The organism is Nissabacter archeti, from assembly GCF_018257325.1.
Lineage (GTDB): Bacteria > Pseudomonadota > Gammaproteobacteria > Enterobacterales > Enterobacteriaceae > Chimaeribacter > Chimaeribacter arupi.
The window spans coordinates 355,251-377,302 of the sequence record NZ_JAERKB010000001.1; the positions used below are offsets into that span (position 1 = coordinate 355,251).

General features: G+C 62.7%; 18 protein-coding genes. 9 read left to right on the plus strand and 9 right to left on the minus strand.

Annotated elements, in window-relative coordinates:
* Positions 1–102: 102 nt before the first annotated feature.
* Positions 103–879: a glucose 1-dehydrogenase gene (locus JK232_RS01520; protein WP_212588677.1), complete on the plus strand. Its 777-nt coding sequence runs from the start codon at positions 103–105 to the stop codon at positions 877–879.
* Here JK232_RS01520 and JK232_RS01525 read toward each other — a convergent pair whose 3' ends face one another.
* Complete coding sequence (locus tag JK232_RS01525) at positions 880–1,506, minus strand: NUDIX hydrolase (RefSeq protein WP_072928588.1); 627 nt, start codon at positions 1,504–1,506, stop codon at positions 880–882.
* Between the two features lie 229 nt (positions 1,507–1,735).
* Here JK232_RS01525 and JK232_RS01530 point away from each other — a divergent pair, with 229 nt between their 5' ends.
* Together JK232_RS01530 and JK232_RS01535 are read left to right on the plus strand one after the other, a co-directional pair.
* A complete protein-coding gene (locus JK232_RS01530; protein WP_212588678.1) occupies positions 1,736–4,648 on the plus strand; it encodes a hypothetical protein in 2,913 nt (970 codons plus the stop codon).
* Between the two features lie 10 nt (positions 4,649–4,658).
* Positions 4,659–5,834 (plus strand): hypothetical protein, encoded by a 1,176-nt coding sequence (locus tag JK232_RS01535; RefSeq protein WP_212588679.1) that lies wholly within the window; start codon positions 4,659–4,661, stop codon positions 5,832–5,834.
* Between the two features lie 80 nt (positions 5,835–5,914).
* On the opposite strand, the gene ansP is transcribed toward JK232_RS01535, so the two are convergent.
* Positions 5,915–7,384, minus strand: coding sequence for an L-asparagine permease (ansP, locus tag JK232_RS01540; protein ID WP_072928400.1), 1,470 nt, complete (start codon positions 7,382–7,384; stop codon positions 5,915–5,917).
* Between the two features lie 323 nt (positions 7,385–7,707).
* Between ansP and JK232_RS01545 the strand changes: the two genes are divergently transcribed.
* Complete coding sequence (locus tag JK232_RS01545) at positions 7,708–8,103, plus strand: YgiW/YdeI family stress tolerance OB fold protein (protein WP_072928399.1); 396 nt, start codon at positions 7,708–7,710, stop codon at positions 8,101–8,103.
* Between the two features lie 1,208 nt (positions 8,104–9,311).
* On the opposite strand, the gene JK232_RS01550 is transcribed toward JK232_RS01545, so the two are convergent.
* Positions 9,312–10,856, minus strand: coding sequence for a methyl-accepting chemotaxis protein (locus JK232_RS01550; protein WP_072928398.1), 1,545 nt, complete (start codon positions 10,854–10,856; stop codon positions 9,312–9,314).
* Between the two features lie 703 nt (positions 10,857–11,559).
* Between JK232_RS01550 and JK232_RS01555 the strand changes: the two genes are divergently transcribed.
* Complete coding sequence (locus JK232_RS01555; RefSeq protein WP_072928397.1) at positions 11,560–13,029, plus strand: aldehyde dehydrogenase family protein; 1,470 nt, start codon at positions 11,560–11,562, stop codon at positions 13,027–13,029.
* Between the two features lie 82 nt (positions 13,030–13,111).
* Here the strand turns inward: JK232_RS01555 and JK232_RS01560 are convergent, their stop codons facing one another.
* From JK232_RS01560 to JK232_RS01570, 3 genes are all read right to left on the minus strand, one after another.
* Positions 13,112–13,540 carry a type II toxin-antitoxin system VapC family toxin gene (locus JK232_RS01560; protein WP_072928396.1) on the minus strand — a complete coding sequence of 143 codons (429 nt, stop codon included), beginning with the start codon at positions 13,538–13,540 and terminating at the stop codon, positions 13,112–13,114.
* Positions 13,540–13,791, minus strand: coding sequence for a type II toxin-antitoxin system prevent-host-death family antitoxin (locus JK232_RS01565; RefSeq protein WP_101828830.1), 252 nt, complete (start codon positions 13,789–13,791; stop codon positions 13,540–13,542). The genes JK232_RS01560 and JK232_RS01565 overlap by 1 nt, the downstream gene beginning before the upstream one ends.
* A 104-nt stretch (positions 13,792–13,895) precedes the next feature.
* Positions 13,896–15,695, minus strand: coding sequence for a thiamine pyrophosphate-requiring protein (locus tag JK232_RS01570; RefSeq protein WP_072928394.1), 1,800 nt, complete (start codon positions 15,693–15,695; stop codon positions 13,896–13,898).
* A gap of 223 nt (positions 15,696–15,918) precedes the next feature.
* Between JK232_RS01570 and JK232_RS01575 the strand changes: the two genes are divergently transcribed.
* The 4 genes from JK232_RS01575 (at position 15,919) to JK232_RS01590 (ending at position 18,014) form a co-directional block, all read left to right on the plus strand.
* Positions 15,919–16,170 carry a type II toxin-antitoxin system Phd/YefM family antitoxin gene (locus JK232_RS01575; protein WP_072928393.1) on the plus strand — a complete coding sequence of 84 codons (252 nt, stop codon included), beginning with the start codon at positions 15,919–15,921 and terminating at the stop codon, positions 16,168–16,170.
* Positions 16,171–16,554: a type II toxin-antitoxin system RelE family toxin gene (locus JK232_RS01580; protein ID WP_072928392.1), complete on the plus strand. Its 384-nt coding sequence runs from the start codon at positions 16,171–16,173 to the stop codon at positions 16,552–16,554.
* Positions 16,547–16,954, plus strand: coding sequence for a VOC family protein (locus JK232_RS01585; protein ID WP_072928391.1), 408 nt, complete (start codon positions 16,547–16,549; stop codon positions 16,952–16,954). The genes JK232_RS01580 and JK232_RS01585 overlap by 8 nt, the downstream gene beginning before the upstream one ends.
* 88 nt (positions 16,955–17,042) lie before the next feature.
* Positions 17,043–18,014, plus strand: coding sequence for an XdhC family protein (locus JK232_RS01590; protein WP_212588680.1), 972 nt, complete (start codon positions 17,043–17,045; stop codon positions 18,012–18,014).
* 81 nt (positions 18,015–18,095) lie between these two features.
* On the opposite strand, the gene JK232_RS01595 is transcribed toward JK232_RS01590, so the two are convergent.
* The 3 genes from JK232_RS01595 to JK232_RS01605 are packed head-to-tail and all read right to left on the minus strand — an operon-like array spanning position 18,096 to position 21,902.
* Positions 18,096–20,423 (minus strand): xanthine dehydrogenase family protein molybdopterin-binding subunit, encoded by a 2,328-nt coding sequence (locus tag JK232_RS01595; protein ID WP_079205217.1) that lies wholly within the window; start codon positions 20,421–20,423, stop codon positions 18,096–18,098.
* A complete protein-coding gene (locus tag JK232_RS01600) occupies positions 20,420–21,415 on the minus strand; it encodes an FAD binding domain-containing protein (protein ID WP_072928389.1) in 996 nt (331 codons plus the stop codon). The genes JK232_RS01595 and JK232_RS01600 overlap by 4 nt, the downstream gene beginning before the upstream one ends.
* Positions 21,402–21,902 carry a (2Fe-2S)-binding protein gene (locus tag JK232_RS01605; RefSeq protein ID WP_072928388.1) on the minus strand — a complete coding sequence of 167 codons (501 nt, stop codon included), beginning with the start codon at positions 21,900–21,902 and terminating at the stop codon, positions 21,402–21,404. Before JK232_RS01605 ends, JK232_RS01600 begins: the two co-directional genes overlap by 14 nt.
* Between the last annotated feature and the right edge of the window lie 150 nt (positions 21,903–22,052).

Sequence of the window (22,052 nt, forward strand, 5' to 3'; positions counted from 1 at the left end):
CGGTATTTTTTCACCGCGCCCATGTCAGTTTCTGGTTGCATGATAAAACCACTGCTGCTAAAAATCATCTGGTTTCATTATTAAACCATTTAGAGGTGCAGCATGAGATTACAAGGCAAAACGGCGTTTATCACCGGCGGGAACAGCGGCATCGGGCTGGCGACGGCCAGACTGTTTATTGAACAGGGTGCCCGCGTCGCCATTACCGGGCGTAACCCACAGACGCTGGCACAGGCGGCGGCGGAACTGGGGCCGAACGCGCTGGCGCTTACCGCCGATACGCAGGACCCGGCCGCCCTGGCAGCGGCCCTCGCCACCGCCACGCAGCAGTTCGGCGCGCTGGACAGCGTATTCGCCAATGCCGGGGTGGGCGGCGCGACACCGGTCGACGATACCCCTGCGGCGGCGTTCGCGCAGATCCTGGCGATCAACGTCACCGGGGTGTTTCTCACCGTGCAGGCCGCGCTGCCGTACCTGAACCGGGGGGCGTCGATTATTCTGAATGGGTCGGTGCATGCATCGCTGGGGATGCCCGGCTTTTCGGCCTATGCCGCATCAAAAGCCGCGGTGCGGTCGATGACCAGGGTGCTGGCGGCAGAGCTGGCCCCGCGCCAATTCCGCGTCAATCAGGTGACGCCGGGTGCCACGCGCACGCCGATCTGGTCGGTTGACCCGGCAGACGCCGCCGGCATGGCGCAACTGGAGGCGTCGATCGCCCGCAGCGTGCCGCTGGCGCGGATGGGGGATGCCGTGGAGCTGGCGAATGCCGTGCTGTTCCTCGCCTCAGACGAGGCCGCCTACATCACCGGCCAGGAGATTGTGGTGGATGGCGGCCTCACCGGCGCCCCGGCAGGCGCGCCGATCTACCGCGGGGCGTGATCAGTCGATCACCATGGTCGGCACCGGGCTGAGGGCGTAACTGAAGGCGTCGAGAATGTCCGCCTCAATCACCCGCAGGGTGGAGAGGCCGGGCAACTCTTCCGGTGCGAACAGCCCGACCTCCAGCGTCTCTGCCCCGGCCTGGTAAGGCGTGGTATCGACCCGGCGGCAGAGGAAAAAGAGTTTGTAAAAGTCCAGGATATCCGGGGTGTAGGCGTGTTTCGCCTTGTGGCGGATGCTGTAGAGCGCCTGCACTTCCACCGTGACGCCCGCCTCCTCCAGCACCTCTTTCACCACGTTCTCGCGCGGCGACAGGCCGATTTCCGCGAAGCCGCCCGGCAGCGTCCAGAGGCCGTCTGATTTCTCACGCACCAGCACAATTTTGCCGTGCTCGATGATCGCCGCGCGCACATCAATTTTCGGCGTGGCGTAACCCTGCCCGCTGTCAGCGTAAATGCCCTCAATGCGGTCCACCGGCACATCGGTGATGTCTGCCAGCATACCGCGGGCGATCGCCGCGATCTCCTCATAGCGTTCGCGGTCAAACTCGTCCCGGCAGTAGTGCAGCCCGGTTGAGGCGATGGCATACAATTTCTTTGCCCGGCGTAACCAATTATTTTCATGCATCTGATCCACGGTGCGGCTCCTGTCAAAAGGGAGAAAGCCTGATAACAGCATGGAAAGCGTGCGGCTTCAACGGCTTTTTCCCGCCCGGCACCCTGCGCCTGCGGCCGCTGGATGAGCAGAAGTAATGCATGGTGCCCCTGCGCCACCCGGCCGGGCGGCGGCCTGCTACGCTTAGCCCTCAGGAGCCGCGCACCCAGGATCCCTTCCCTCTCCTTCGTGAGGTATCGGTATGGCCGATCCCATCATCACTGACATTTTCCGGTTTGTGGCCGTCCGCCCGGCCGAACTCCTCACCCCGGCGCGCCGGGCGCTGCACTTTATTGCTGACCTGCGCCTCACGGAGCCGGAAGGCCAACGTTACCTGAAGGTGCTGGCGCGCGAGCTGGCGACCCCGGCACAAGCGCTGGCGTGGTCAGCACAACAGGATCGCCGGCCGTTGCCGCCGCTGGAAGCCGCCCGCGACCGGCTGCTGGCCAAGTATGCCGCGCTGCCCGCCACCGATACCCTGCCCGGTTTTGCCGAAGCCGGCGGCGCAGAGGCGCTGCTGGACGGGCAGAAGCCGCAAACCCTGCGCGAACTGGCGTTTGATGCCCTCTACGCCGCCTGGATGAGCGGGCCGGATGCCGGGCCACGCTTGCAGCAACCGATGGACGCGCTGCGGCTGCTGCACTTTTTGCAGTGCTATCAGGACGGGCTGTTAACCGATGTGCAGTCCGCGTCGGCGGCGTTGCAGGCGCAACCGCTGGTGCCGCCCGCGCTGGCGGAGTTTGTTGCCGCACCGGGGAAAGACCAGGCGCTGGCCGCGGCTGAACAGGCCGCCGCAGAGCGGGATCAACACCATGCGGCAGTGCAGGCGTTGCGCCCGCTGTTTGAGGAGTACGCCGCCACCGAAACCCTGCTCACGGCGGCGCGGCAGGCCCCGCCCGCCCGGCGGCCGGCTGAAACCCGCAGTGCAGATGGCCGCACCCTGACGCTGACCAGCCTGGTGCCGTTGGGTGATGTGTTGGCCCCCGCCTCCCGCACGCTGATGAACCGCTTGTCGCTGGCTGACAATACCCCGCTGCCGCGCGCCACGGCGGCACTGCAACAGCATTTGCAGGCGCTGACCCGTGACATCGCCGCGCAGCCTGACAGCCCCGCCCTGCGCACGCTGGCGCAGGAGTACAACCTCCGGGCACTGAAGCCAGTGATTGCCGCGCCCCGGCGCATCGTGGTGCTGCCCGGTGCGGAACAGGCTGCCGATGTGGAGATGGGCGGGCGCATCCGGCCGCTCGGCATCGGCGATTTGCTGGTGGTGAAACAGCAACTGGCGGCCTACCTGCCGGGCGAGGTGGCGCACATTGAAAATGTGCTGAAAGGGGAATTCCGCGAACGTACCCACCGCACGCTGGATCGCACCGAAACGATTTTGTTCAGTTCGCTGGAGGAGAACCAGGAAACCGAGCGTGACACCCAGTCCACCGACCGGTTCGAGCTGAAAAAAGAGACGGAGGCCACGGTGAAAGAGGAGATGGCGCTCAGCGCCGGGGTGACGGTCAGCGGCCAGTATGGGCTGGTCAAGATCACGGCACAGGGTGATTTCGCCTATAAAACTGCCAAAGAGGAATCCAGCAAAAACAGCAGCAGCTTTGCCCAGGAGCTGGTGGATCGCGCCGTCAGCAAGGTACAGAAAAAAGTCAAAACCGAGCGCACCGACAAAACCTTCCACGAAACCGAGGAAACCAACAAACACGGCATCGACAACAAAGACGGCAGCGGCCATATCACCGGCGTTTACCGCTGGGTGGACAAAAAATACCACGCGCAGATCTACAACTATGGCTGCCGCCTGATGCTGGAATTCATCCTGCCGGAACCGGCCGCCTATTACCGCGCCTCGCTGATCAAAGCGGCCGTGACGGCCACCGGTGCCGTGCCGCCGGTGCCGTTCCTTGACCTCAATGGCCAGCCGCTGGGCATTGAGGACATCACCGAGGACAACTACCAGATTTTCGCCGGGCGCTATAACGCCGCCGTGGAGCCGCCGCCGCCCTACTGGACAACAGCCTCCACCAGCTTTGACCAGAGCGGGATTGCCAATGGCGCCACGGTGTCGAAATCAATTAAAGATGTGGTGATCCCCGAAGGTTACCGGCTGGCGATGTTCAGCCTGAAAGTGGCGTTAACCTGGGAAAACCACCCGCAATGCGTGGTACAGGTGGGGGAATGGGCCTGGCATGTGCTGAACAATACCCATGCCCTGCAAGGCAGCAGCAGCAATTACGGCTTCGCCCCGCTGGACCTCAACCAGCTCACCGACGAACCGCTGGCACCGTCCGGCAACCTGCCGGTCAGCCTGGTGGGGTATGACATCAACGCCTATGCCGTTAACCTCGCCGCCAACTGCGTACGCACCAAAGAGAAATACCAGAAGTGGCAGGCCACCGCCTTTGAGAAAATCTACAGCGCCTGGCTGGCCCTGAAAACCGCCTATGACCAGAAAATCGCGCAGGCAGAGGCGCAGGCCGGGGCGGTGATCATCGAGGGGCGCAACCCGGCAGCCAACCGCGAAATTGAGCAACGCGAGCTGAAAAAGCTCTGCATCACCATGATGACCGGCCAGCATTTCAACCAGTTCAACGCCATGACCAGCCCGGCCGATCAACCTGCACACCTGCCGGAGCTGAAGCCGCTGGAGGCGCTGAGCGAAGGGCGTTATATCCAGTTCTTCGAGCAGGCGTTTGACTGGCCGCAACTGACCTACCTGTTCTACCCCTATTTCTGGGGGCGCAAGAAAAATTGGGTCAGCACCAGTAATCTGACCGACCCGGACCCGCTGTTTGCCCAGTTCCTCCAGGCGGGTGCGGCGCGGGTGATTGTGCCGGTGCCGTTGGCCTACAGCACCGCTGTGCTCTATTTCCTGCAAAAAACCACCCCGCCGCTGCCGGTCAGCAGCAAACTCTGGCTGGGCGGCGAAGCCCCGACGCTCGACGACCCGCAGTTCACCTCGATTGCTTATGAGATCCGCAAACGCACGGACGATCTCTACGGCGCGGTGCCGGTCGAGCCGAAAGCGCAAAACGGCTGGGATTTCACCCTGCCGACCACGCTGGTGTGGCTGCAAAGTGACGCCACACTGCCCACTTACCCGGTCACGCTGTGAGGCCCAGACCATGAGCGAAGCCCCGGACAGCGTCTCCAGCGACGGCGCGCCCTTTGATGCCTTATGCGGCGGGTTTAAGCGGCCGGTGCCGCGCAACTCCTCGGTCCCGCTGATTGCCCAGGCTTACGCGGCGGCACTGTACCGGGAGAATTTCTTCCAGCGCTATACGCTGGGTGAAGTCTTTTTTGAAACCGAATACCGCTGGGTCGGCACCGGCAACCCGCTGCTGGACCTGGCGCTGAAACACATTGTTGCAGAAATGCGCAACTACTATGCCCGCAACGTGGAAAACCGCGACATGATTAAGCAGGGCAAACCGGCCACCAGGCTGAAAGAGGGGCGCTATATCCGCCCCGATGTGCTGGGGCTGGCGCTGGATATTCCGCGCCGGACGCTGTTTTGTGAGCTGCTGGAAATCAGCACCATCGATCAGGCCAGAGAGACCATTGCAGGCGACCTGGTGCCGAAACTGGCGATCCTGCGCGGGCCGGTCAAAACCCTGCTGGAAGAGGCGCTGCTGCGTCTGAACCAGCGCGGCACCTTTCCGCAGACGTTTGACGCCAGCGGCGCGCCCTGGATTATCCCGCCGCAGCTGATTATCGTGCCGCTGTTCCCTGAGGCGGGCACCTCTACCGCCTCCACCCGCTTTCGCTGGATCTGCTTTGGCCCGACCTACCGCTACCGGCCGATGCCGTTTGCCGGCATCGTCAACGAGCCACCGGAGGCCCCGGCGCGCGGGCTGTTGCTCTACAGCTACCACGAGGCCGGCATCAACGAGGTGGCGGTGCCGGAGCAGGTGTTTGTCAATATGCGCAAATGGCTGGTCAACCAGCAACGCCTCGCCACCCGGCTGGAGCTGTTGCCGCTGAACAGTTACACCCAGTACTGGCAGCAAAACCCGGATGACCTGAAACGGCTGCTCGGCTACCTGGCGGTGGGCGTGGCCGCCGTGGCGGTGGTGGCGCTGGCGGTATGGCTCGCCCCGGTGATTGCCGGTTCCGCCGCGGCGCTGCTCAGTGAAATGGCGGTCGCGGCCTCGGCCGAAGCGATGATTGCACAGGGCACGGCTGTGGCGGCGGCGCTTTCACACTTTTTGCCGCAGATTATGCGTACTGCGCAGATGGCGATCGGGGCGGCGGCCAGCCTCGGGGGCCTCGGGGGCCTGCAAACGGCGGGCAGCTATTAAGCAGGGAAACGGGGAGACAGCGGCAGCCTTCGCCGCCAATAAAAAGGGCGGCCGGTTGGCCGCCCGCATCAGGGGGGAAATTACTCGGTGACGTGCTTCGCTTCGTGCGCCTGTTGCTCCGCTTTCACCTCTTCTGCGCGTTTGCGCAGGCCGAACCAGCCCAGCGTCAGCAGAATCACCAGCACCGGAATGGTCGCCACGGTGTAGGTGCCGTTCGGGTAGTCAAACGCCATCAGCACCAGTACGCCCAGCAGGAACGCCAGCGTCAGCCAGGAGGTAAACGGCGCGCCCGGCATTTTGAAGGAGACCTCTTTCGCATGGCCCTCTTTCACCGCTTTGCGGAACTTCATCTGGCAGACCACGATAAACGCCCAGGAGCTGAGGATACCCAGCGACGCGACGTTCAGCACAATCTCAAACACCTGCGACGGCACGTAGTAGTTCAGCACCACGCCCACCACATACACGGCGGCGGTGACCAGGATCCCGGCATACGGCACCTGCTGGCTGCTCATTTTTGACATCAGCTTCGGTGCGGAGCCGCCCATCGACAGCGACCGCAGAATGCGCCCGGTGGAGTAGAGGCCGGAGTTCAGGCTGGAGAGCGCCGCGGTCAGCACCACGATGTTCATAATGCTGCCGATATACGGCACGCCCAGCTTGCTGAAGAAGGTCACGAACGGGCTCTGCCCCGCCTGGTAAGCGTTCCACGGCAGCAGGCAGACCAGCAGCACAATGGAGCCGACGTAGAACAGGGCAATACGCCAGATCACGCTGTTGATCGCTTTCGGCAACACGCTTTCCGGGTCTTTGGTTTCACCGGCGGCGGTGCCCACCAGCTCAACCGCGGCAAAGGCGAACACCACGCCCTGCACCAGCACCAGCGCCGGCAGCAGCCCGTGCGGGAACAGCCCGCCGTTATCGGAGATCAGATGCAGGCCGGTGACGTTGCCGTCCAGCGGTTTGCCGCTGCCGAGGAACACCACGCCGACCACCAGGAACAGCACAATCGCCGCCACTTTAATCAGGGCGAACCAGAACTCCATCTCCGCGAACCATTTCACGCCGATCATGTTCATGGTCACCACGATCGCCAGCGCGCCCAGCGCGAACATCCACTGCGGCACGTCCGCGAACCCGCCCCAGTAGTGCATATAGAGCGCCACGGCGGTGATGTCCACGATGCCGGTCATCGCCCAGTTCAGGAAGTACATCCAGCCTGCGACATAGGAGGCCTTCTCACCCAGGAACTCACGGGCATAAGAGACGAAACTGCCGCTGGTTGGGCGGTGCAGCACCAGCTCACCCAGCGCCCGCAGGATGAAGAAGGAGAACAGCCCGCACACCGCATAAACCAGCGCCAGCGCCGGCCCGGCCATCTGTAACCGCGCCCCGGCCCCGAGGAACAACCCGGTGCCGATGGAGCCGCCGATAGCGATCATCTGAACCTGGCGGTTCCCCATGCCTTTGTGATACCCGGCCTCGTGAGAGTCCAGCCAGCGGCGCTTCGCGGCATGGCGCGTACTCTCGGATTTCTTATGTGATTTCATTGATATCCTAATTTCCTGTCTGCCGGCGCCCCTCCCGGCCCAGGCAACCGTTTGCTGGGGGCTGGGGGATTAGCGCCTGTTCTCTGATAACAACCGGTAAAACGGCGGTGAATGCTACCTTGTCTCGGGAGTGGAGGCAAAAATTCTCATGCAGAAACCGTGATTATTTATGTGAGGGCGTGAAACAGCTCACGGTAAGTTCAAAAAAAGCCGGGCAGGGGTTTGCCTAGCAAAACAGTGACTTTGTGCCATGCTTAAGGGTAAGCATAAAAATAGCCGGGCGGAAAAACAGGCCGTGCCGGAGCGAGACAAAGGAGAGTTGAATGAAAAAGTTAACGATTGCTGCGCTGCTGACTGTGATGACCCTGCCTGCTTTTGCCGAAGACAACGGCGGCTTTAAAGCGGACGAGCCGGCCCCACCGGCGCACAAACAGGACGCCGGGATCCGCGGTTCTGAAGATGCCCGCGGCGCGACAGTAGAGCTGGCACGCACCATGCGCCAGGACGCCTGGGTGACGCTGGAAGGCCATATCATCAAGAAAACCGGCAAGGACCAGTTTGAGTTCCGCGACAAAACCGGCACTGTCGGGATTACCGTCGGCGGCAACCGCTGGAACGGTGACGAGGTCACACCGGAGGACCTGGTGATGATCAGCGGGCGCGTGAAGCATGAAGGGAAAGTGACGCATGTGGTGGTGGAGCATTTGCTGAAACAGTAAATTTTGGGGGAGGCGGCTCCCTTCCCGCTGGGGAGCACCTCTTTTAGATCGAGGTTTGTTTCAATCGTGATTTATTGCGTTGGCAAACGTTCGCATTTCTTCTGCGCTTCCGCTGCCATCATCGATCGCACGTGGATTGTTTCGGTTGTTTATGTGCCGTGGACTTTTTTGATCGAGGTGTGTTGCGTTGGCAAACGCCCGCATTCTTTCTGCGGCTCCACTGCCATCATCGATCGCATGTGGATTGTTTCGGTTGTTCATATGCAGTTGCCTACCTGGTTTTTCAAGCCTCAACCGAGCAGGGCCTGCCGGCGCGCCGGCCCTGCCCCCTCGGGCATGAAGTACGCGGTGCGACGATAAATGGCGATGAATGACGATGTTTCTGTTTGATCGAGGTTTATTGCGTTGGCAAACGTTCGCTGTCTTTCTGCGGCTCCGCTGCCGCCACCGCGCAAGGGGCGCGTGAGCGCGCGCCCCTTGCATCCCCGCGCTTTTGGGTGATCCGGCAGAATTATTGGCCGCTCCCGCGGCTTCCCTCCAGCGTCCTCCGGGCTGCTCGGGCCGGTACAGACACGCTCCCAGCGTGGCTGTACCTCTCGCACACATCCCTGTGTGCTCGCCCGGCCCTGCGTCCTCGTCGGCAATAACTTTAATGCCCCACCCAACTGCAAATTCTTGGCTATGTAAGGAACAAGAGTAGGTAAGGTCTTTTTAATATCTGGGCTTAATGTAAGTGCGTTGCCACATGGAAATGCAGCATGAAACGCACCCACTTCACGCCTAAAAAATCCCCCACCTACTATTTCCTCACATACTTACGGGTTTGCAGAGGTGGTGGGGGCGTAAAAATCATTGCCGAGTGGAGGCGAAGGGCCGGGTGAGCGGGCATGGATGCCCGCGAGAGCCGCCCATGACAGGGACTGTCATTAGCGGCGGCCCGGAAGCCCGGAGGCGAAATGAGGACAAATTGGCCGGGAGCCAATTTGAACAACGCGAAGCGTTGGCCCCGAAGGGGTGAGCCCCAGGGATGGGGCGAATAATCCACGCGGGAGCGTGCAATGATTCAGCCGGGGCACCGACAGCGCGCGGGTGCAGGGCCGGCGCGCCGGCAGGCCCTGCTCGGTTGAGGCTTGAAAAGCCGGGTAGACAAATACACATGAGCAACCGAAACATGCCACCTCACCCCAAAAACCATCAAAAACAAAATGTTATCTGAATACCCTCAGCGCCTGCTGCAACCTCTCCACCTGATGCTTCATCCGCGTCGCGGAGACCGCACTCTCCTGCACCTGCTCGGCATTCTGCTGGGTGATGCGCTCCAGCTCCTTCACCGCTTTGCCCACTTCAGATAATCCGACACCCTGCTCGGCGGTGGCGGCGCTGATGCGCCCGATAAGCGTGGTCACATTCCCTACCTGGCTGACAATGTCATCCATCGTCGTCCCGGCATCATGCACCTGGCCGGAACCGGCCATCACTTTGCCGACGCTGGCGTCAATCAGGCTCTTGATCTCGCTCGCCGCCGTGGCGCTGCGCTGCGCCAGCCCCCGCACCTCACCGGCGACCACCGCGAACCCTTTGCCCTGCTCACCGGCGCGCGCCGCTTCTACCGCCGCATTCAGCGCCAGGATATTGGTCTGGAAGGCGATGCTGTCGATCACGCTGGTAATGGTGCCGATCTTCTTGGCACTGAGGGCGATCTCATCCATCATCCGTACGATCTCCTCCATCGATTCCCCACCCTTCTCTGCCGCCGTGCTGGCCGTACTGGAAAGCTGATTGGCTTCGGTGGCGGTGGCCGTATTGCTCTGTACCGTCGCCGTCATCTGGTTCATGGCGGCCGACGTCTGCTCCACGTTCGCGGCGGTCTGGTCAGTGCGGCGGCTCAGCTCCTCGTTGCCCTGCGCCAGCACATCGCTGGCATTACGCACCGTCATCACCTGGTTGCTGACATCATCCACCAGCCAGCGGAACATCACCCCCATCTGCCCAATGGCGCGCAATGTCATGCCGATTTCATCAACCCGGTCGAGGTGGTCCACCCGGTAACTCGCGCCGGTCGCCACGTCTTTCGCCTGGCGGCACACCTGCGCCAATGGCCGGGCCACCTGCACGTTGAGCCAGGCGGCCGCCAGCGCCAGCAACAGCACCATTCCGGCGGTGAAGCCGCCGAGGGCCGGCCCGCCCAGCCCCAGCGCGGCAGCCCCCATCACACTTAACGGCAACAGCGCCAGCAGCGGCGACCAGAGCCGCCAGCGCAGCGGCAGGGTTTTCATCAGCGACCGCCAGCGGCCCAGGCCGGTCACCAGCAACACGCCCTTGTGCAGGCGGCGGTTCTTCAGCGTGCCGTCACGCATTTTCTGATAGATGGCGGAGGCGGCCTGCACTTCCTGATCGCTGGGTTTGATGCGCACGGACATATAGCCAAGCAACGTGCCGTTGCGGATCACCGGGTTCACGTTGGCCCGCACCCAATAGTGATCGCCGTTCTTGCAGCGGTTCTTGACCAGCCCCGTCCAGGGCTCGCCCTGCCTGAGCGTGGCCCACATGTCGGCAAAGGCTTCCGGCGGCATATCCGGGTGGCGCACCAGATTATGCGGCGCCCCGGTCAGCTCTTCGGCACTGAACCCGCTGATATCAATAAAGGCATCATTGGCATACAGAATATTACTGTTGAGATCGGTGGTGGACATGAGCGTCGCATCATCGGAAAAATGGAACGGGGTCTGAGTAACCGGCTGATTATTGCGCATGGTGAATTCCTGATCTCTATTTCACTGAATAAAACGGGCGAATTTCCTTAATAAAACAGCTTGTTTTTCGGCAAAGGTCATAAAAACTTTAGGGATAAAAAAGAGTATTTCCGATAAACCGGTTTATTACGCAAAATGGATAATTACTGAGTAAATAACCCGCACCTGCGCATTAAAAAAACATAGGGCGTTGAATTATCAGCCGGGTGCCAAAGACCAGGCCATGCCCCGCCTGCGTGGGATGCCTCCGCGTGCAGGCACTTTTCATCGGGAAAGCGGGTAGTGAACGCATAAAAAGAAACCGGGGTAGCCGCGTAATGCGTGTTGCCCGCCGCCCTTATTTTTTATTTGCGCCTTACTTTTTTACGGCGGTTTCACGCAACAGCCGGATAATATCGCACGGTACGTAATGACTATTATCCCTTTGGTATTATGCCGCTACCAAAAGCGGCATTGGCCCGTCCATGCTTCCTCGTCGGAAAATAGCCTTTCCGGTATCTCCCGCGTTAACCTCGCCTGCCGAAAAATAAAAGAAAATTTCACCGCCGGGAATTTCCTCATCATTTACGCCTATTTAAGCGGTTTGCCTTTCCGATTTGCCCTGTTGCGCCCCTTCTCCTACCTTTTACACACTGCCCAGCGCGCACTGCGCTGTACGTGCCCTTTTATCGCTGACGTATTGCGTCGGCTGTCTGGAGAACCCATGTCATCTACCCCGTTTGAGAACCTGAACCTGTTGCCGATTGCCGGTGAATGGCGTGAAGGCCGCCACGCGCAGTCCCTGAATGTGACCAACCCCTATGACGGCAGCACGCTGCTGACCATCAAGCAGGCTAACCGTGACGATCTGGATGCCGCCTACCAGCGCGCGGCAAAGGCGCAACGTGACTGGGCAGCGACCGGCCCGGCGCAGCGTGCTGCGGTGATGCTGCGCGCGGCGGAGATCATCACCGCCCGGCGGGAAGAGATTATCGGCTGGCTTGTCCGCGAGTCGGGCAGTACCCGCATTAAAGCGGAGATTGAGTGGAACGCCGCGCGCGGCATCACGCTGGAGGCGGCCTCCTTCCCGTCACGCGTACACGGGCGCATTGTGCAGTCCAATATTCCGGGCAAAGAGAACCGCATCTACCGGGAAGCGCTCGGCGTGGTGGGCGTCATCAGCCCGTGGAATTTCCCGTTCCACCTGACCCAGCGCTCGCTTGCCCCGGCGCTGGCGCTCGGCAACGCGGTGGTGGTAAAACCGGCCAGTGACACCCCGGTGACCGGCGGCCTGCTGCTGGCGCGGATTTTCGAAGAGGCCGGGCTGCCGGCGGGCCTGCTGAGCGTGGTGGTCGGGCCGGGCGCAGAGATAGGTGACGCCTTTGTTGAGCACCCGGTGCCGGCACTGATCTCCTTTACCGGCTCCACGCCGGTCGGGCTGAACATTGGTGGGCTGGCGAGCGGCGGCAAGCACCTGAAACATGTGGCGCTGGAGCTGGGCGGCAATAACCCGTTCGTGGTGCTGGCCGATGCCGACCTCGATCGCGCGGTGAATGCCGCCATCATGGGCAAGTTCCTGCATCAGGGGCAGATCTGTATGGCGGTTAACCGCATCATTGTGGAAGATGACCTGTATGACGCCTTTATCGAGCGCTTTGTGGAACGGGCGAAAAGCCTGAACGTAGGCGACCCGGCCCTGGCCGAGACCGTTATCGGCCCGGTGGTAAACCAGAAACAGCTCGCGTCGTTAACCGGCAAAATCGCCCAGGCGAAAAACGAGGGCGCACGGCTGCTGCTGGCGGGCGAGATCCGCGGCAACCTGGTGCCGCCGCACATTTTTGCCGATGTCACGCCGGAGATGGAACTCTCCCGCGAAGAGATCTTTGGGCCGCTGGTGGGCATTCAGCGCGCCCGCGATGAGGAGCACGCGCTGCAACTGGCCAACGACTGCGAATATGGCCTCTCGAGCGCCGTGTTCAGCCGTGATACTGAGCGCGCCGTGCGCTTTGCCCGCCGTGTGCAGGCAGGCATGACCCATGTGAACGACATGTCAGTGAACGACGAGCCGCATGTGCCGTTCGGCGGCGAGAAGAACTCCGGGCTGGGTCGCTTTAACGGCGACTGGGCGATTGAAGAGTTCACCACTGACCACTGGGTCAGCGTGCAGCACACCCCGCGTGATTATCCGTTCTGATCCCGCCTGCTGAGCAGTAAAAAGCCCGCTGAACAGCGGGCTTTTTATTAGAGCATGTTAAAACAGGGCAAGAGATGCGGCGTTATCCCCCGCTATCTTCCCACGGGTTAAGCAGTGGGACACCCATTCCCTCAAAATCTTTAGTATTACGTGTCACCACGATCATGCCGTGCTGATGCGCAGTGGCCGCGATCAGTGCGTCATTTTCCGATCGTTTGTCCGGCACATGCAGACGGGCGGAATACAGGGCGACCCCTGTATCCACCGGCAAGCTACGATCGGCAAATTCTGCGAGTACCCGATCAAACCATACGCGCAAAATAGCCGCCTGTGTCGCATCCCGGCCTGCCAGCGAGAGGATGCCGCGCTCAATCTCCATGAGGGTGATGGTGGAAACAAACAGGTCACCGGCATCAACAGAACCTGCCCAGCGGGCCACGTTCGCATCGATTTTCAGCGTCCCTGCTTTGCGTAATTCAGAAACCACATTGGTATCCAGAAGATAACGCATCAGAAATCCACATCCCGGCTGACAATGTTCCCGCGTTCCGGTTCAAAATCGATGTCGCCCGCATTTGGCGTCGCCAACGCATCCAGTATGCTTCTGCGTGACCCAGACAGCTTTTTGAAGGCCTCATAGGTCAGCAGCACATGGGCCGGTTCGCCGCGGTCGGTAATATAAACCGGGCCTTCTTCGGCCGCTTTTTTTGCCCGGGAAATTTCCTGATTAAACGAACGGCTGGTCATGGTAGTAATCGGCATCGGCACCTCCGCACAAAATGTAGCAACATCACTACATTTTACGCCAGTGCAGCGGCAAATGCCAGGCGGCGTCCGGGCCTTTTGCCGCAGACGCCGCCCTTACCTCACTTCTTGTCCTTATGCGGCAGCACTTCGTTGATGAGCTGGCGGGCGGTGTCGGCAATCACCTGCCCGGCACCGCGGTCGCCTTTCAGCATCGCGGACGTGAAGCCCTTGGCCTGCTCCAGCGTCAGGTGCGGCGGGAACGGCGCGACTTCCGGGTCGGTTTTCACTTCCAGCACCACCGGGCGATCGGCGCTCAGCGCGTCGGCCCAGGCGGCCTGCAATGAGTCCGGCTCATCCACAAAAATCCCCCGCAGCCCCAGCAGGTTGGCGAACTGGGCGTAGGGTACGTCCGGCAGCGCCTGGCTGGTCGGGTAGCGCGGGTTGCCCTCCATCACCCGCTGCTCCCAGGTGACTTCGTTTAAATCCTCATTATTGAACACGCAGATGATCAGCCGCGGGTCATCCCAGCGCCGCCAGTATTTCTGGATGGTAATCAGCTCCGCCATGTTGTTCATCTGCATCGCGCCATCCCCCACCAGCGCCACGACCGGGCGATCCGGGTGGGCGAATTTGGCCGCGATGGCATACGGCACCGCCGCGCCCATTGACGCCAGCCCGCCGGAGAGCGAGGCGCGCTGCCCGGCCTTGGCCTGATAATCCCGTGCGAACCAGTTGGCGCAGGAGCCGGAGTCCGAGGTGACAATCGCATTGTTCGGCAGCAGCGGCGACATCTCCCACACCACGCGCTGCGGGTTCACCGGTTTGGCGGCGGCCATCGCGCGGTCACGCAGCGTCTCGCGCCACGTCTCCATCTCTTTGGCGAGGTTGTCCTGCCAGCGCCGGTCATCATTGTATTTGAGCAGCGGCAGCAGCGCGCGCAGGGTGGCGGCCGCGTCGCCGTGCAGGTTCACGTCCACCGGGTAGCGCAGCCCCAGCATCCCTGGGTCGATGTCGATCTGTACCGCCCTCGCCTGCCCATCCTTCGGCAGGAACTCCGCCCACGGGAACCCGGTGCCGATCATCAGTAACGTGTCACAACCGGACATCATGTCCGACGACGGTTTGGTGCCGAGCATCCCGATGGCACCGGTGACAAACGGCAGATCGTCCGGCAGCACATCTTTGCCGAGCAGCGCTTTGGCCACGCCCGCGCCCAGCGTCTCCGCGACATGGATCACCTCCGCTTCCGCACCGCGGGCGCCGGAACCAATCAGAATCGCGACTTTTTTGCCGTGGTTAAGCAGGTCAGCCGCCTGTTGCAGGTCAGCCTGCTGCGGCACCACCACCGGGCGGTGGTAACCGGCCCCGGAGCGGGTAAAGCCGTGCGCCTGCTGCGGCTCCTCCCAGGGTTCATCCTGCACATCTTTCGGCAGCACCAGCACCGTCACGCCGTTATTGGCGATGGCGATGCGCACCCCGCGGTCAACCAGATGGCGCACCTGCGCCGGGGCAGCGGCCTCCTGCACGAAATCCGCCACGTCCATAAAGACGCGATCCAGGTTCAGCTCCTGCTGGTAGTGCGCGCCGCGCGCGGTGCTCTCCGCCTGCCCGACAATCGCCAGCACCGGCGCATGGTCCTGCTTCGCGTCATACAAGCCGGTGATCATATGGGTGGCCCCCGGCCCGCCGGTGGAGAGGCAGACGCCCAGCTCGCCGGTAAATTTGGCGTGCGCCGTGGCCATAAAGGCCGCCATCTCTTCATGGCGCACCTGGATAAAGTCGATCCCCTCGCCTTTTTTCTCTGCCCGCTGCAAGGCACCCAGCACCCCGTTAATGCCGTCACCGGGGTAGCCATAAATGCGCGTCACGCCCCATGCTTTCAGGCGTTCCACAAAAAAGTCGCTTGTCATCTTCGCCATCGCCGTTCCTCCTGTTATGGCGTCTCCACGCGGGCCGTTGCCCGCCAGCCTGCATTAACCATAGTTTATTTGGCGAAGGGTGCAGGTGGGGCGGCGGAGTGGGTACGTAAAGTGTGGTCACATTTACCGCGTGCCTGCGCACATTATTCGCGCGCCCGTCTTGTTTACTTTTTATGCCTTATTAAAATAAGGGCGGAAAAAAGACCATTTTAAGGAGTGAAAAATGGGTGCAACGGCCATTTTTGCCAATCATGTTGCTTCAATCACCGAACTGAAGAAGAACCCTTCTGCCACGGTCGCCTCTGCGGAGGGCCAGCCGGTGGCGATCATGAACCACAGTAAAACCGCGTTTTACTGTGTACCTGCCCCGCTGTTTGAAATGATGATGGATATTATTGATGAGCGGGAATTAGCCAAACGCGTGCGTGACCGGCTTCATGAAGAAGAGATTGAGGTCAACTGGGAGGATCTCTGAGTGCAACAGCCCAAAAAGGAATTCAGGACACGGCTTACGTTTAAAAAGAGTGCCAAAAAGGAGTGGGATACGCTGGGTGGTAATGTTCGCGAAAAGTTTAAAAAATTGCTGCTTAAGAGGGCCGTTTCACGGGATGCCCTGATGCCGAAAAAACACCAGCTGTCAGGCGTAGATCGCTGTTTTAAAATAAAACTCAGGCAGGACGGTTATCGACTGATCTATCAGGTTACCGAGAATGAGGGCGGAGACATCACGGTCACTATCACGGTCGTGACCGTTGATCGGCGGGAAGATGTGTATGAAGGGTTGAAGGCCAAACTGGGAAACCTTGATGCGCTGTTTGAGTCGCCACTGCTTGTGACACAGGAGGAAGAGGATGAATGACACAGGCCGGCACACTGTTTTGCGTATCGCGCGCCCGGTCACTGAGCTGGCGGCACGCAGCCGCCTTTATCAGGCCGGGCTGGGGCTGGAAGAATTGGGCGGGTTCACTGACCATCAGGGGTTCAGCGGCGTGATGCTTGGCTACCCCGGCGCGGCGTGGCATCTGGAGTTTACCCATTGCCCGGCGCACCCGGTCAGCCCGGCTGCCACCGCCGAGGATTTGCTGGTGCTTTACCTGCCTGATGAGGGCGAATGGGCCGCCCGCTGCCGGGCAATGGCAGAGGCCGGGTTCCGGCTGACAGCCGCCTTCAACCCCTACTGGGACAGCGCCGGCCGCACCTTCCTCGACCCGGACGGCTACCGCACAGTGATTCAGCGCCAGCACTGCCCGGTGGCGTAATGCCGAAAGCATCTCCCCCGGTTTCCCTTTTCCCCCGCAGCGGCCATACTTTCTGGCTGGGGCGTTTTTCAATCAACGGGATAGCGGAATGCAGAGTCTTGATCTTACGGTGGTGCAGCAGGCAGCGCGCTGGATAGGCACGCAACCGGTGTGGCTGTGTACGGTGCTGTCGACGTTTGGCTCATCGCCGCGTTCGCCGGGGGCGCTGATGGCGGCCACCGCGGACGGGCACTACAGCGGGTCGCTGTCGGGCGGCTGCGTGGAAGAGGATTTCATCGCCCGGTTGCGGGCCGGGGCATTCCGGCAGGCGAGCCAGGTCGTGCGCTATGGGGACGGCGGGCTGACGCCCAACCGCGCGCTGCCGTGCGGCGGCGTGCTGGATATTTTAATCGAATACCTGCCGTGCAACGACGCCAGCGCGGACTATCTGGCGCGGCTCGGCCGGGCGCTGGCCGGCCACGGCGCGCTGGTGAAACAGCTGACGCTGCCTGCAGCCTGCCATGCGCTCACGGCAGACAGCGGCGCAGGCAGCACCCATGTGGCGCGTGACGGCGACCATCTTACGCTGCATGTTGCTGCCGCGCCGCGGCTGGTGGTCGCCGGGCTGTCGCCGGTGGCGGTCTACTGCGCCGGGTTTGCGGTGGCGTTGGGGTTTGAAACCGTGGTGTGTGAGCCGCGGCCGGAGGAGCTGGAAAACCTGCTGCCGCAACTCCCGGAGGGCGTGATCATCGAGCGGCAGTTCCCGGCGAAATTTATCGAGCAACAGGGGTGCCACGCCCACACGGCCGTGGTGGCGCTGACGCATGACCCGCGCATGGATGACCTGACGCTGATGGAGGCGGTGCAGACCCCGGCGTTTTACATCGGCGCGATGGGGTCGATGAAAAACAGCCGGCAGCGGCGTGAGCGGTTGCAACGCATCGGTGGGTTGACAGAGGCAGAGCTGGCGCGGGTACATGCGCCGATTGGGATGGATCTCGGCAGCAAAACCCCGGCCGAAATTGCGCTGGCGGTGATGGCCGATGTGGTGGCGCATAAAAACCGCCGTCAGATGGCGTAGCGAAAAGCGCAGCGCTGCGCCGCGCGGCGGCCATAAAAAAGGCGCGCCGCATAGGCGCGCCTCAGGTTCAGAGCCGAAGAATCAGATCAGTTTATCCAGGGTAATCGGCAATTCGCGGATGCGCTTGCCGGTGGCGTGGTAAACGGCATTGCTGACCGCCGCCGCCACGCCGACAATCCCGACTTCACCCACGGTTTTACCGCCCAGCGTACTCGCCTGATAGTCCGGCTCACCGACGTTGATCACCTGAATCTCCGGGATGTCGGCATTCACCGCCATCAGGTAGTCCGCGAGGTTGGCGTTGAGGATGCGCCCGTCACGCGCGTCGATCATCCCCTCCTCCAGCAGCGCCTGCCCGATGCCCATCACAATGCCGCCAATCCACTGGCTTTTGGCCAGCGTCGGGTTGTAGAGCCGCCCGCAGTCGAAGGCACTCACCACCCGCTTGACGCGCACGGTGCCGAAATCCTCATCCACCGCCACCTCCACAAAGTGCGCACACCAGCTGTGCGCGCCTTTGGTGCTCTCCATCATGCTGGCCGTCTGGTCGGCGGTGTCGCGGTCTTTTTCACTGGCATCCGCCTTGAAGGTGTCCTGATGCACCACCAGTTGATCGCGATCCGCCAGTTTCAGCAGCTCAGCAAAGGTGATGCTTTTCCCGTTGGCGCGCACCTCGCCCCCGGCCAGGATGGCGGTGTCACGCGAGGCACCAAACAGCGGCGAATCCGGCTCTGTCACCGCCAGCCCCAGCAGCATCTCCCGCGCGGCACCGGCGGTTTTATGCACCGCCGCGGTCAGCAGGTTAGCCAGCTGGGAGCCGCCCGCCACCGGCGCACGCGGCAGCGCGGTGTCCCCCAGCGACACGCGGATGTCGGAAGACGGCACGCCCAGCACCTCGGCCGCCGTCTGCGCCAGAATGGTGTAGGTACCGGTGCCGATGTCCGCGCCGCTGCTCTGCACCTCAATCTGCCCCTGGCGGTCGATGATGACCCGCGCCTCACCCGGCGTGGTGTGCACCGGGTAGGTGCCGGACGCCATGCCCCAGCCGATCAGCTCCCGGCCGCGGCGCATCGAGCGCGGTGCCGGGTTACGCTGCGCCCAGCCAAACGCCTCGGCGGCGGCGCTGTACGCCTCGCGCAGGCGGCGGCTGGTCCACGGCACCTTCTCCGCCTGATCCTGGTCGACCCAGTTACGCAGCCGCAGTTCCAGCGGGTCGAGTTCTAACGCCTCCGCCAGCTCGTCCATCGCAATTTCCAGCGCGTAGGTGCTGGGGTTTTCGCCCGGCGCCCGCATCCAGCCGGGGTTCACGGTGTGAACGCGTACCAGCCGGTGGCGCGAGAAGAAGTGCTCGGTGCCGTACATCAGCGGCGTCACGGAGTTGCACGGCTCCTGGTGGGTGTCCTCGATCGCCGTCTCGTTCCAGCTGTCATGCACAATCGACAGCAGCCGCCCCTCCGGCGTCGCGCCGAGTGACAGCGCCTGCCGGGTGCGCGGCCGCCCGCCGTAACCGGTAAAGGTCTGCGGCCGGGTCAGGATCACTTTCACCGGGCGGCCAAGGGTGCGCGTGGCGAGGCAGGCCAGTGCCACATGGCCGTGCGGCGCGCCTTTGGAGCCGAACCCGCCGCCGACGTAGGGCGAAATCACGCGGACCTGATCGATGCCCAGCCCGAACCATTCGGCGATGCTGTGGCGCGCGCCGCCGGCCCACTGGCTCGGCTCCCAGACGGTCAGCAGGTCATCCTGCCACTGGGCGATGCAGCCATGCAGCTCAATCGGTGAGTTGTATTCCCGCGGGGTGGTGTAAACGCCGTGCACCCGCACCGGTGCCTCCGCCATCGCGCGGTGGGCGTCGCCCCACTCCACGTCAAGGTCTTCTACCGGCTCCGGCTGCGCCTGCGGGTCTTGTGGGTTGATCAGCGCCGGTTCCGGAGCGTACTCCGCCTTCACCCGCGTGGCGGCCTCGGTGGCCTGCTCCAGCGTTTCCGCCACCACCAGCGCGATGTGCTGGCCGTTCCAGCGCACCACGTCGCTCTGCAACGGCACATAAGTCGCGGCCGCCGAGCCGCCGCCGCTGAACGGGGTGCCGGGGTTGAGTTTCAGCCCGTCCTGGTGGGTGTAGACCGCCACCACGCCGGGGCACTGTTTCGCCTCGTCCGTCTCAATGGCGGTGATGCGGCCATGCGGCACCGTGGCGTTCACCACCACGCCGAACAGCATATCCTCCGGCTGGAACTCCGCGGCGTAGCGCGCCTGCCCCTGCACTTTCAGCCGCCCTTCGAGGCGTTCCCGCCCCTCGCCCAGCCCCTGTAACGGCGGCAGCGGGGCCAGCGGCGTGGAGAACGGCGGCGTCAGGGTGTCACTGGCGCTGGTCTGCGGTGGGCGCTGCGTCTGGTCAGTTGGGGTCGTCATGCGAGGCCTCCGGCAATCATCAGGGCGCGGGCAATCACGCGCGGAAGAAGGGTGATCTTATAACCGTTGTGCGCGTGGGCGACCGCATCCTGCGTAATCACCTCTGCCGCGGCGCGCAGCGTCTCTTCATCAAACGGCTGCCCGCGCAACGCCTGCTCCACCTCGCGGGCGCGCCACGGGACGGTGGCAACACCGCCCACGGCGATGTGCACCTCAGCCACGGTGCCGTCTTTCGCCAGATCCAGCCCCACGGCGGCGCTGGCGGCGGCAAATTCATAGGAGGCGCGGTCACGCACTTTGAGGTAATGGGAGCGTTTAAGCGCCGGGGTGACCGGGATCTCAATGGCGGTGATCAGCTCGCCGGGCGCCAGATCGTGCTCCAGATCGGGGCGGTCGCCGGGCTGCCAGAAGAAGGTGGCGATCGGCGTCTGGCGGCTGCTGCCGTCCGGCGCACGCAGGTGCAGCACCGCATCAAACGCCGTCAGCGCCACCGCCAGATCGCCGGGATAGGTGGCGATGCAGTGCGCGCTGGTGCCGAGCACCGCATGGTTGCGGTTCAGGCCGTCCAGCGCGGCACAGCCGGAGCCGGGGTTGCGCTTGTTGCAGGCGTCATAACCTTGCGGGTCACGGAAGTAGCTGCACCGGGTGCGCTGCAACAGGTTGCCGCCCAGCGTCGCCATGTTGCGCAATTGCGCCGAGGCGGCGAGCGCCAGGCTGTCCGCCAGCGCCGGGGCGGTGGCGCGGATCTGCGGGTGATCGGCCACCCGGCTCATCTTCGCCAGGCTGCCGAGCAGGATGCGCTCACCGGTGACATGAATCGCGTCCAGCCCCGGCAGGTGGGTGATGTCCACCAGCCGCTCCGGCCGTTCGACCTCACACTTCATCAGATCGAGCTGGGTGGTGCCGCCCGCCAGAAAGCGGCTGCCGCTGCCGCTCGCCTGCTGCTGGGCGGTGGCGACATCGGTGGCACGCTGGTAGTCAAACGCTTTCATGGGCGGCTCCCTGCAGGTGGTGGGCGGCTTCGCGCACGGCGGCCACAATGTGGGTGTAAGCGCCACACCGGCAGAGGTTACCGCTCATGTATTCGCGGATCTCCTCGTCAGACCCGGCATGCCCCTCGCGGATGCAGGCCACGGCTGACATGATCTGCCCCGGCGTGCAGTAGCCGCACTGGAAGGCATCATGCGCCAGGAACGCCTGCTGAACCGCATGCAGGGTGCCGTCCGGGGCGGCCAGCCCCTCAATGGTGGTAATCTCTGCGCCGTCGGCCTGTGCGGCCAGCGTCAGGCAGCTGAGCACCCGCTCGCCGTTGACGTGCACGGTGCACGCGCCGCATTGCCCCTGATCGCAGCCTTTTTTGGCGCCGGTAAGTGAGGTGTGCTCGCGCAGGGCGTCGAGCAGCGTGACGCGTGAATCCAGCGTCATCGGGGGCGTCTCTTGTCCGTTAATCCTGAGCCGCAAGGTCTGTTGCTGTGCCATGGTGATCTCCTGGACGAAAGGGGTAAACGAGGCGGCAGAAGCACGCTGCCGCACTGAAAATAGCCCATTAAGTATTGCGCCTATTCGCCAGAGAGCCAGCCCGGCGTGCCAGGTTGCGGATTTTGCGCACAATTTCCTCCCGGCAAAGCG

What these genes read in the sequence shown, in the direction of transcription:
- JK232_RS01520 (WP_212588677.1), top strand. Translation starts at nt 103, where the DNA reads ATGAGATTACAAGGCAAAACGGCGTTTATCACCGGCGGGAACAGCGGC.
- JK232_RS01525 (WP_072928588.1), bottom strand. Translation starts at nt 1,506, where the DNA reads ATGCATGAAAATAATTGGTTACGCCGGGCAAAGAAATTGTATGCCATC.
- JK232_RS01530 (WP_212588678.1), top strand. Translation starts at nt 1,736, where the DNA reads ATGGCCGATCCCATCATCACTGACATTTTCCGGTTTGTGGCCGTCCGC.
- JK232_RS01535 (WP_212588679.1), top strand. Translation starts at nt 4,659, where the DNA reads ATGAGCGAAGCCCCGGACAGCGTCTCCAGCGACGGCGCGCCCTTTGAT.
- ansP (WP_072928400.1), bottom strand. Translation starts at nt 7,384, where the DNA reads ATGAAATCACATAAGAAATCCGAGAGTACGCGCCATGCCGCGAAGCGC.
- JK232_RS01545 (WP_072928399.1), top strand. Translation starts at nt 7,708, where the DNA reads ATGAAAAAGTTAACGATTGCTGCGCTGCTGACTGTGATGACCCTGCCT.
- JK232_RS01550 (WP_072928398.1), bottom strand. Translation starts at nt 10,856, where the DNA reads ATGCGCAATAATCAGCCGGTTACTCAGACCCCGTTCCATTTTTCCGAT.
- JK232_RS01555 (WP_072928397.1), top strand. Translation starts at nt 11,560, where the DNA reads ATGTCATCTACCCCGTTTGAGAACCTGAACCTGTTGCCGATTGCCGGT.
- JK232_RS01560 (WP_072928396.1), bottom strand. Translation starts at nt 13,540, where the DNA reads ATGCGTTATCTTCTGGATACCAATGTGGTTTCTGAATTACGCAAAGCA.
- JK232_RS01565 (WP_101828830.1), bottom strand. Translation starts at nt 13,791, where the DNA reads ATGCCGATTACTACCATGACCAGCCGTTCGTTTAATCAGGAAATTTCC.
- JK232_RS01570 (WP_072928394.1), bottom strand. Translation starts at nt 15,695, where the DNA reads ATGGCGAAGATGACAAGCGACTTTTTTGTGGAACGCCTGAAAGCATGG.
- JK232_RS01575 (WP_072928393.1), top strand. Translation starts at nt 15,919, where the DNA reads ATGGGTGCAACGGCCATTTTTGCCAATCATGTTGCTTCAATCACCGAA.
- JK232_RS01585 (WP_072928391.1), top strand. Translation starts at nt 16,547, where the DNA reads ATGAATGACACAGGCCGGCACACTGTTTTGCGTATCGCGCGCCCGGTC.
- JK232_RS01590 (WP_212588680.1), top strand. Translation starts at nt 17,043, where the DNA reads ATGCAGAGTCTTGATCTTACGGTGGTGCAGCAGGCAGCGCGCTGGATA.
- JK232_RS01595 (WP_079205217.1), bottom strand. Translation starts at nt 20,423, where the DNA reads ATGACGACCCCAACTGACCAGACGCAGCGCCCACCGCAGACCAGCGCC.
- JK232_RS01600 (WP_072928389.1), bottom strand. Translation starts at nt 21,415, where the DNA reads ATGAAAGCGTTTGACTACCAGCGTGCCACCGATGTCGCCACCGCCCAG.
- JK232_RS01605 (WP_072928388.1), bottom strand. Translation starts at nt 21,902, where the DNA reads ATGGCACAGCAACAGACCTTGCGGCTCAGGATTAACGGACAAGAGACG.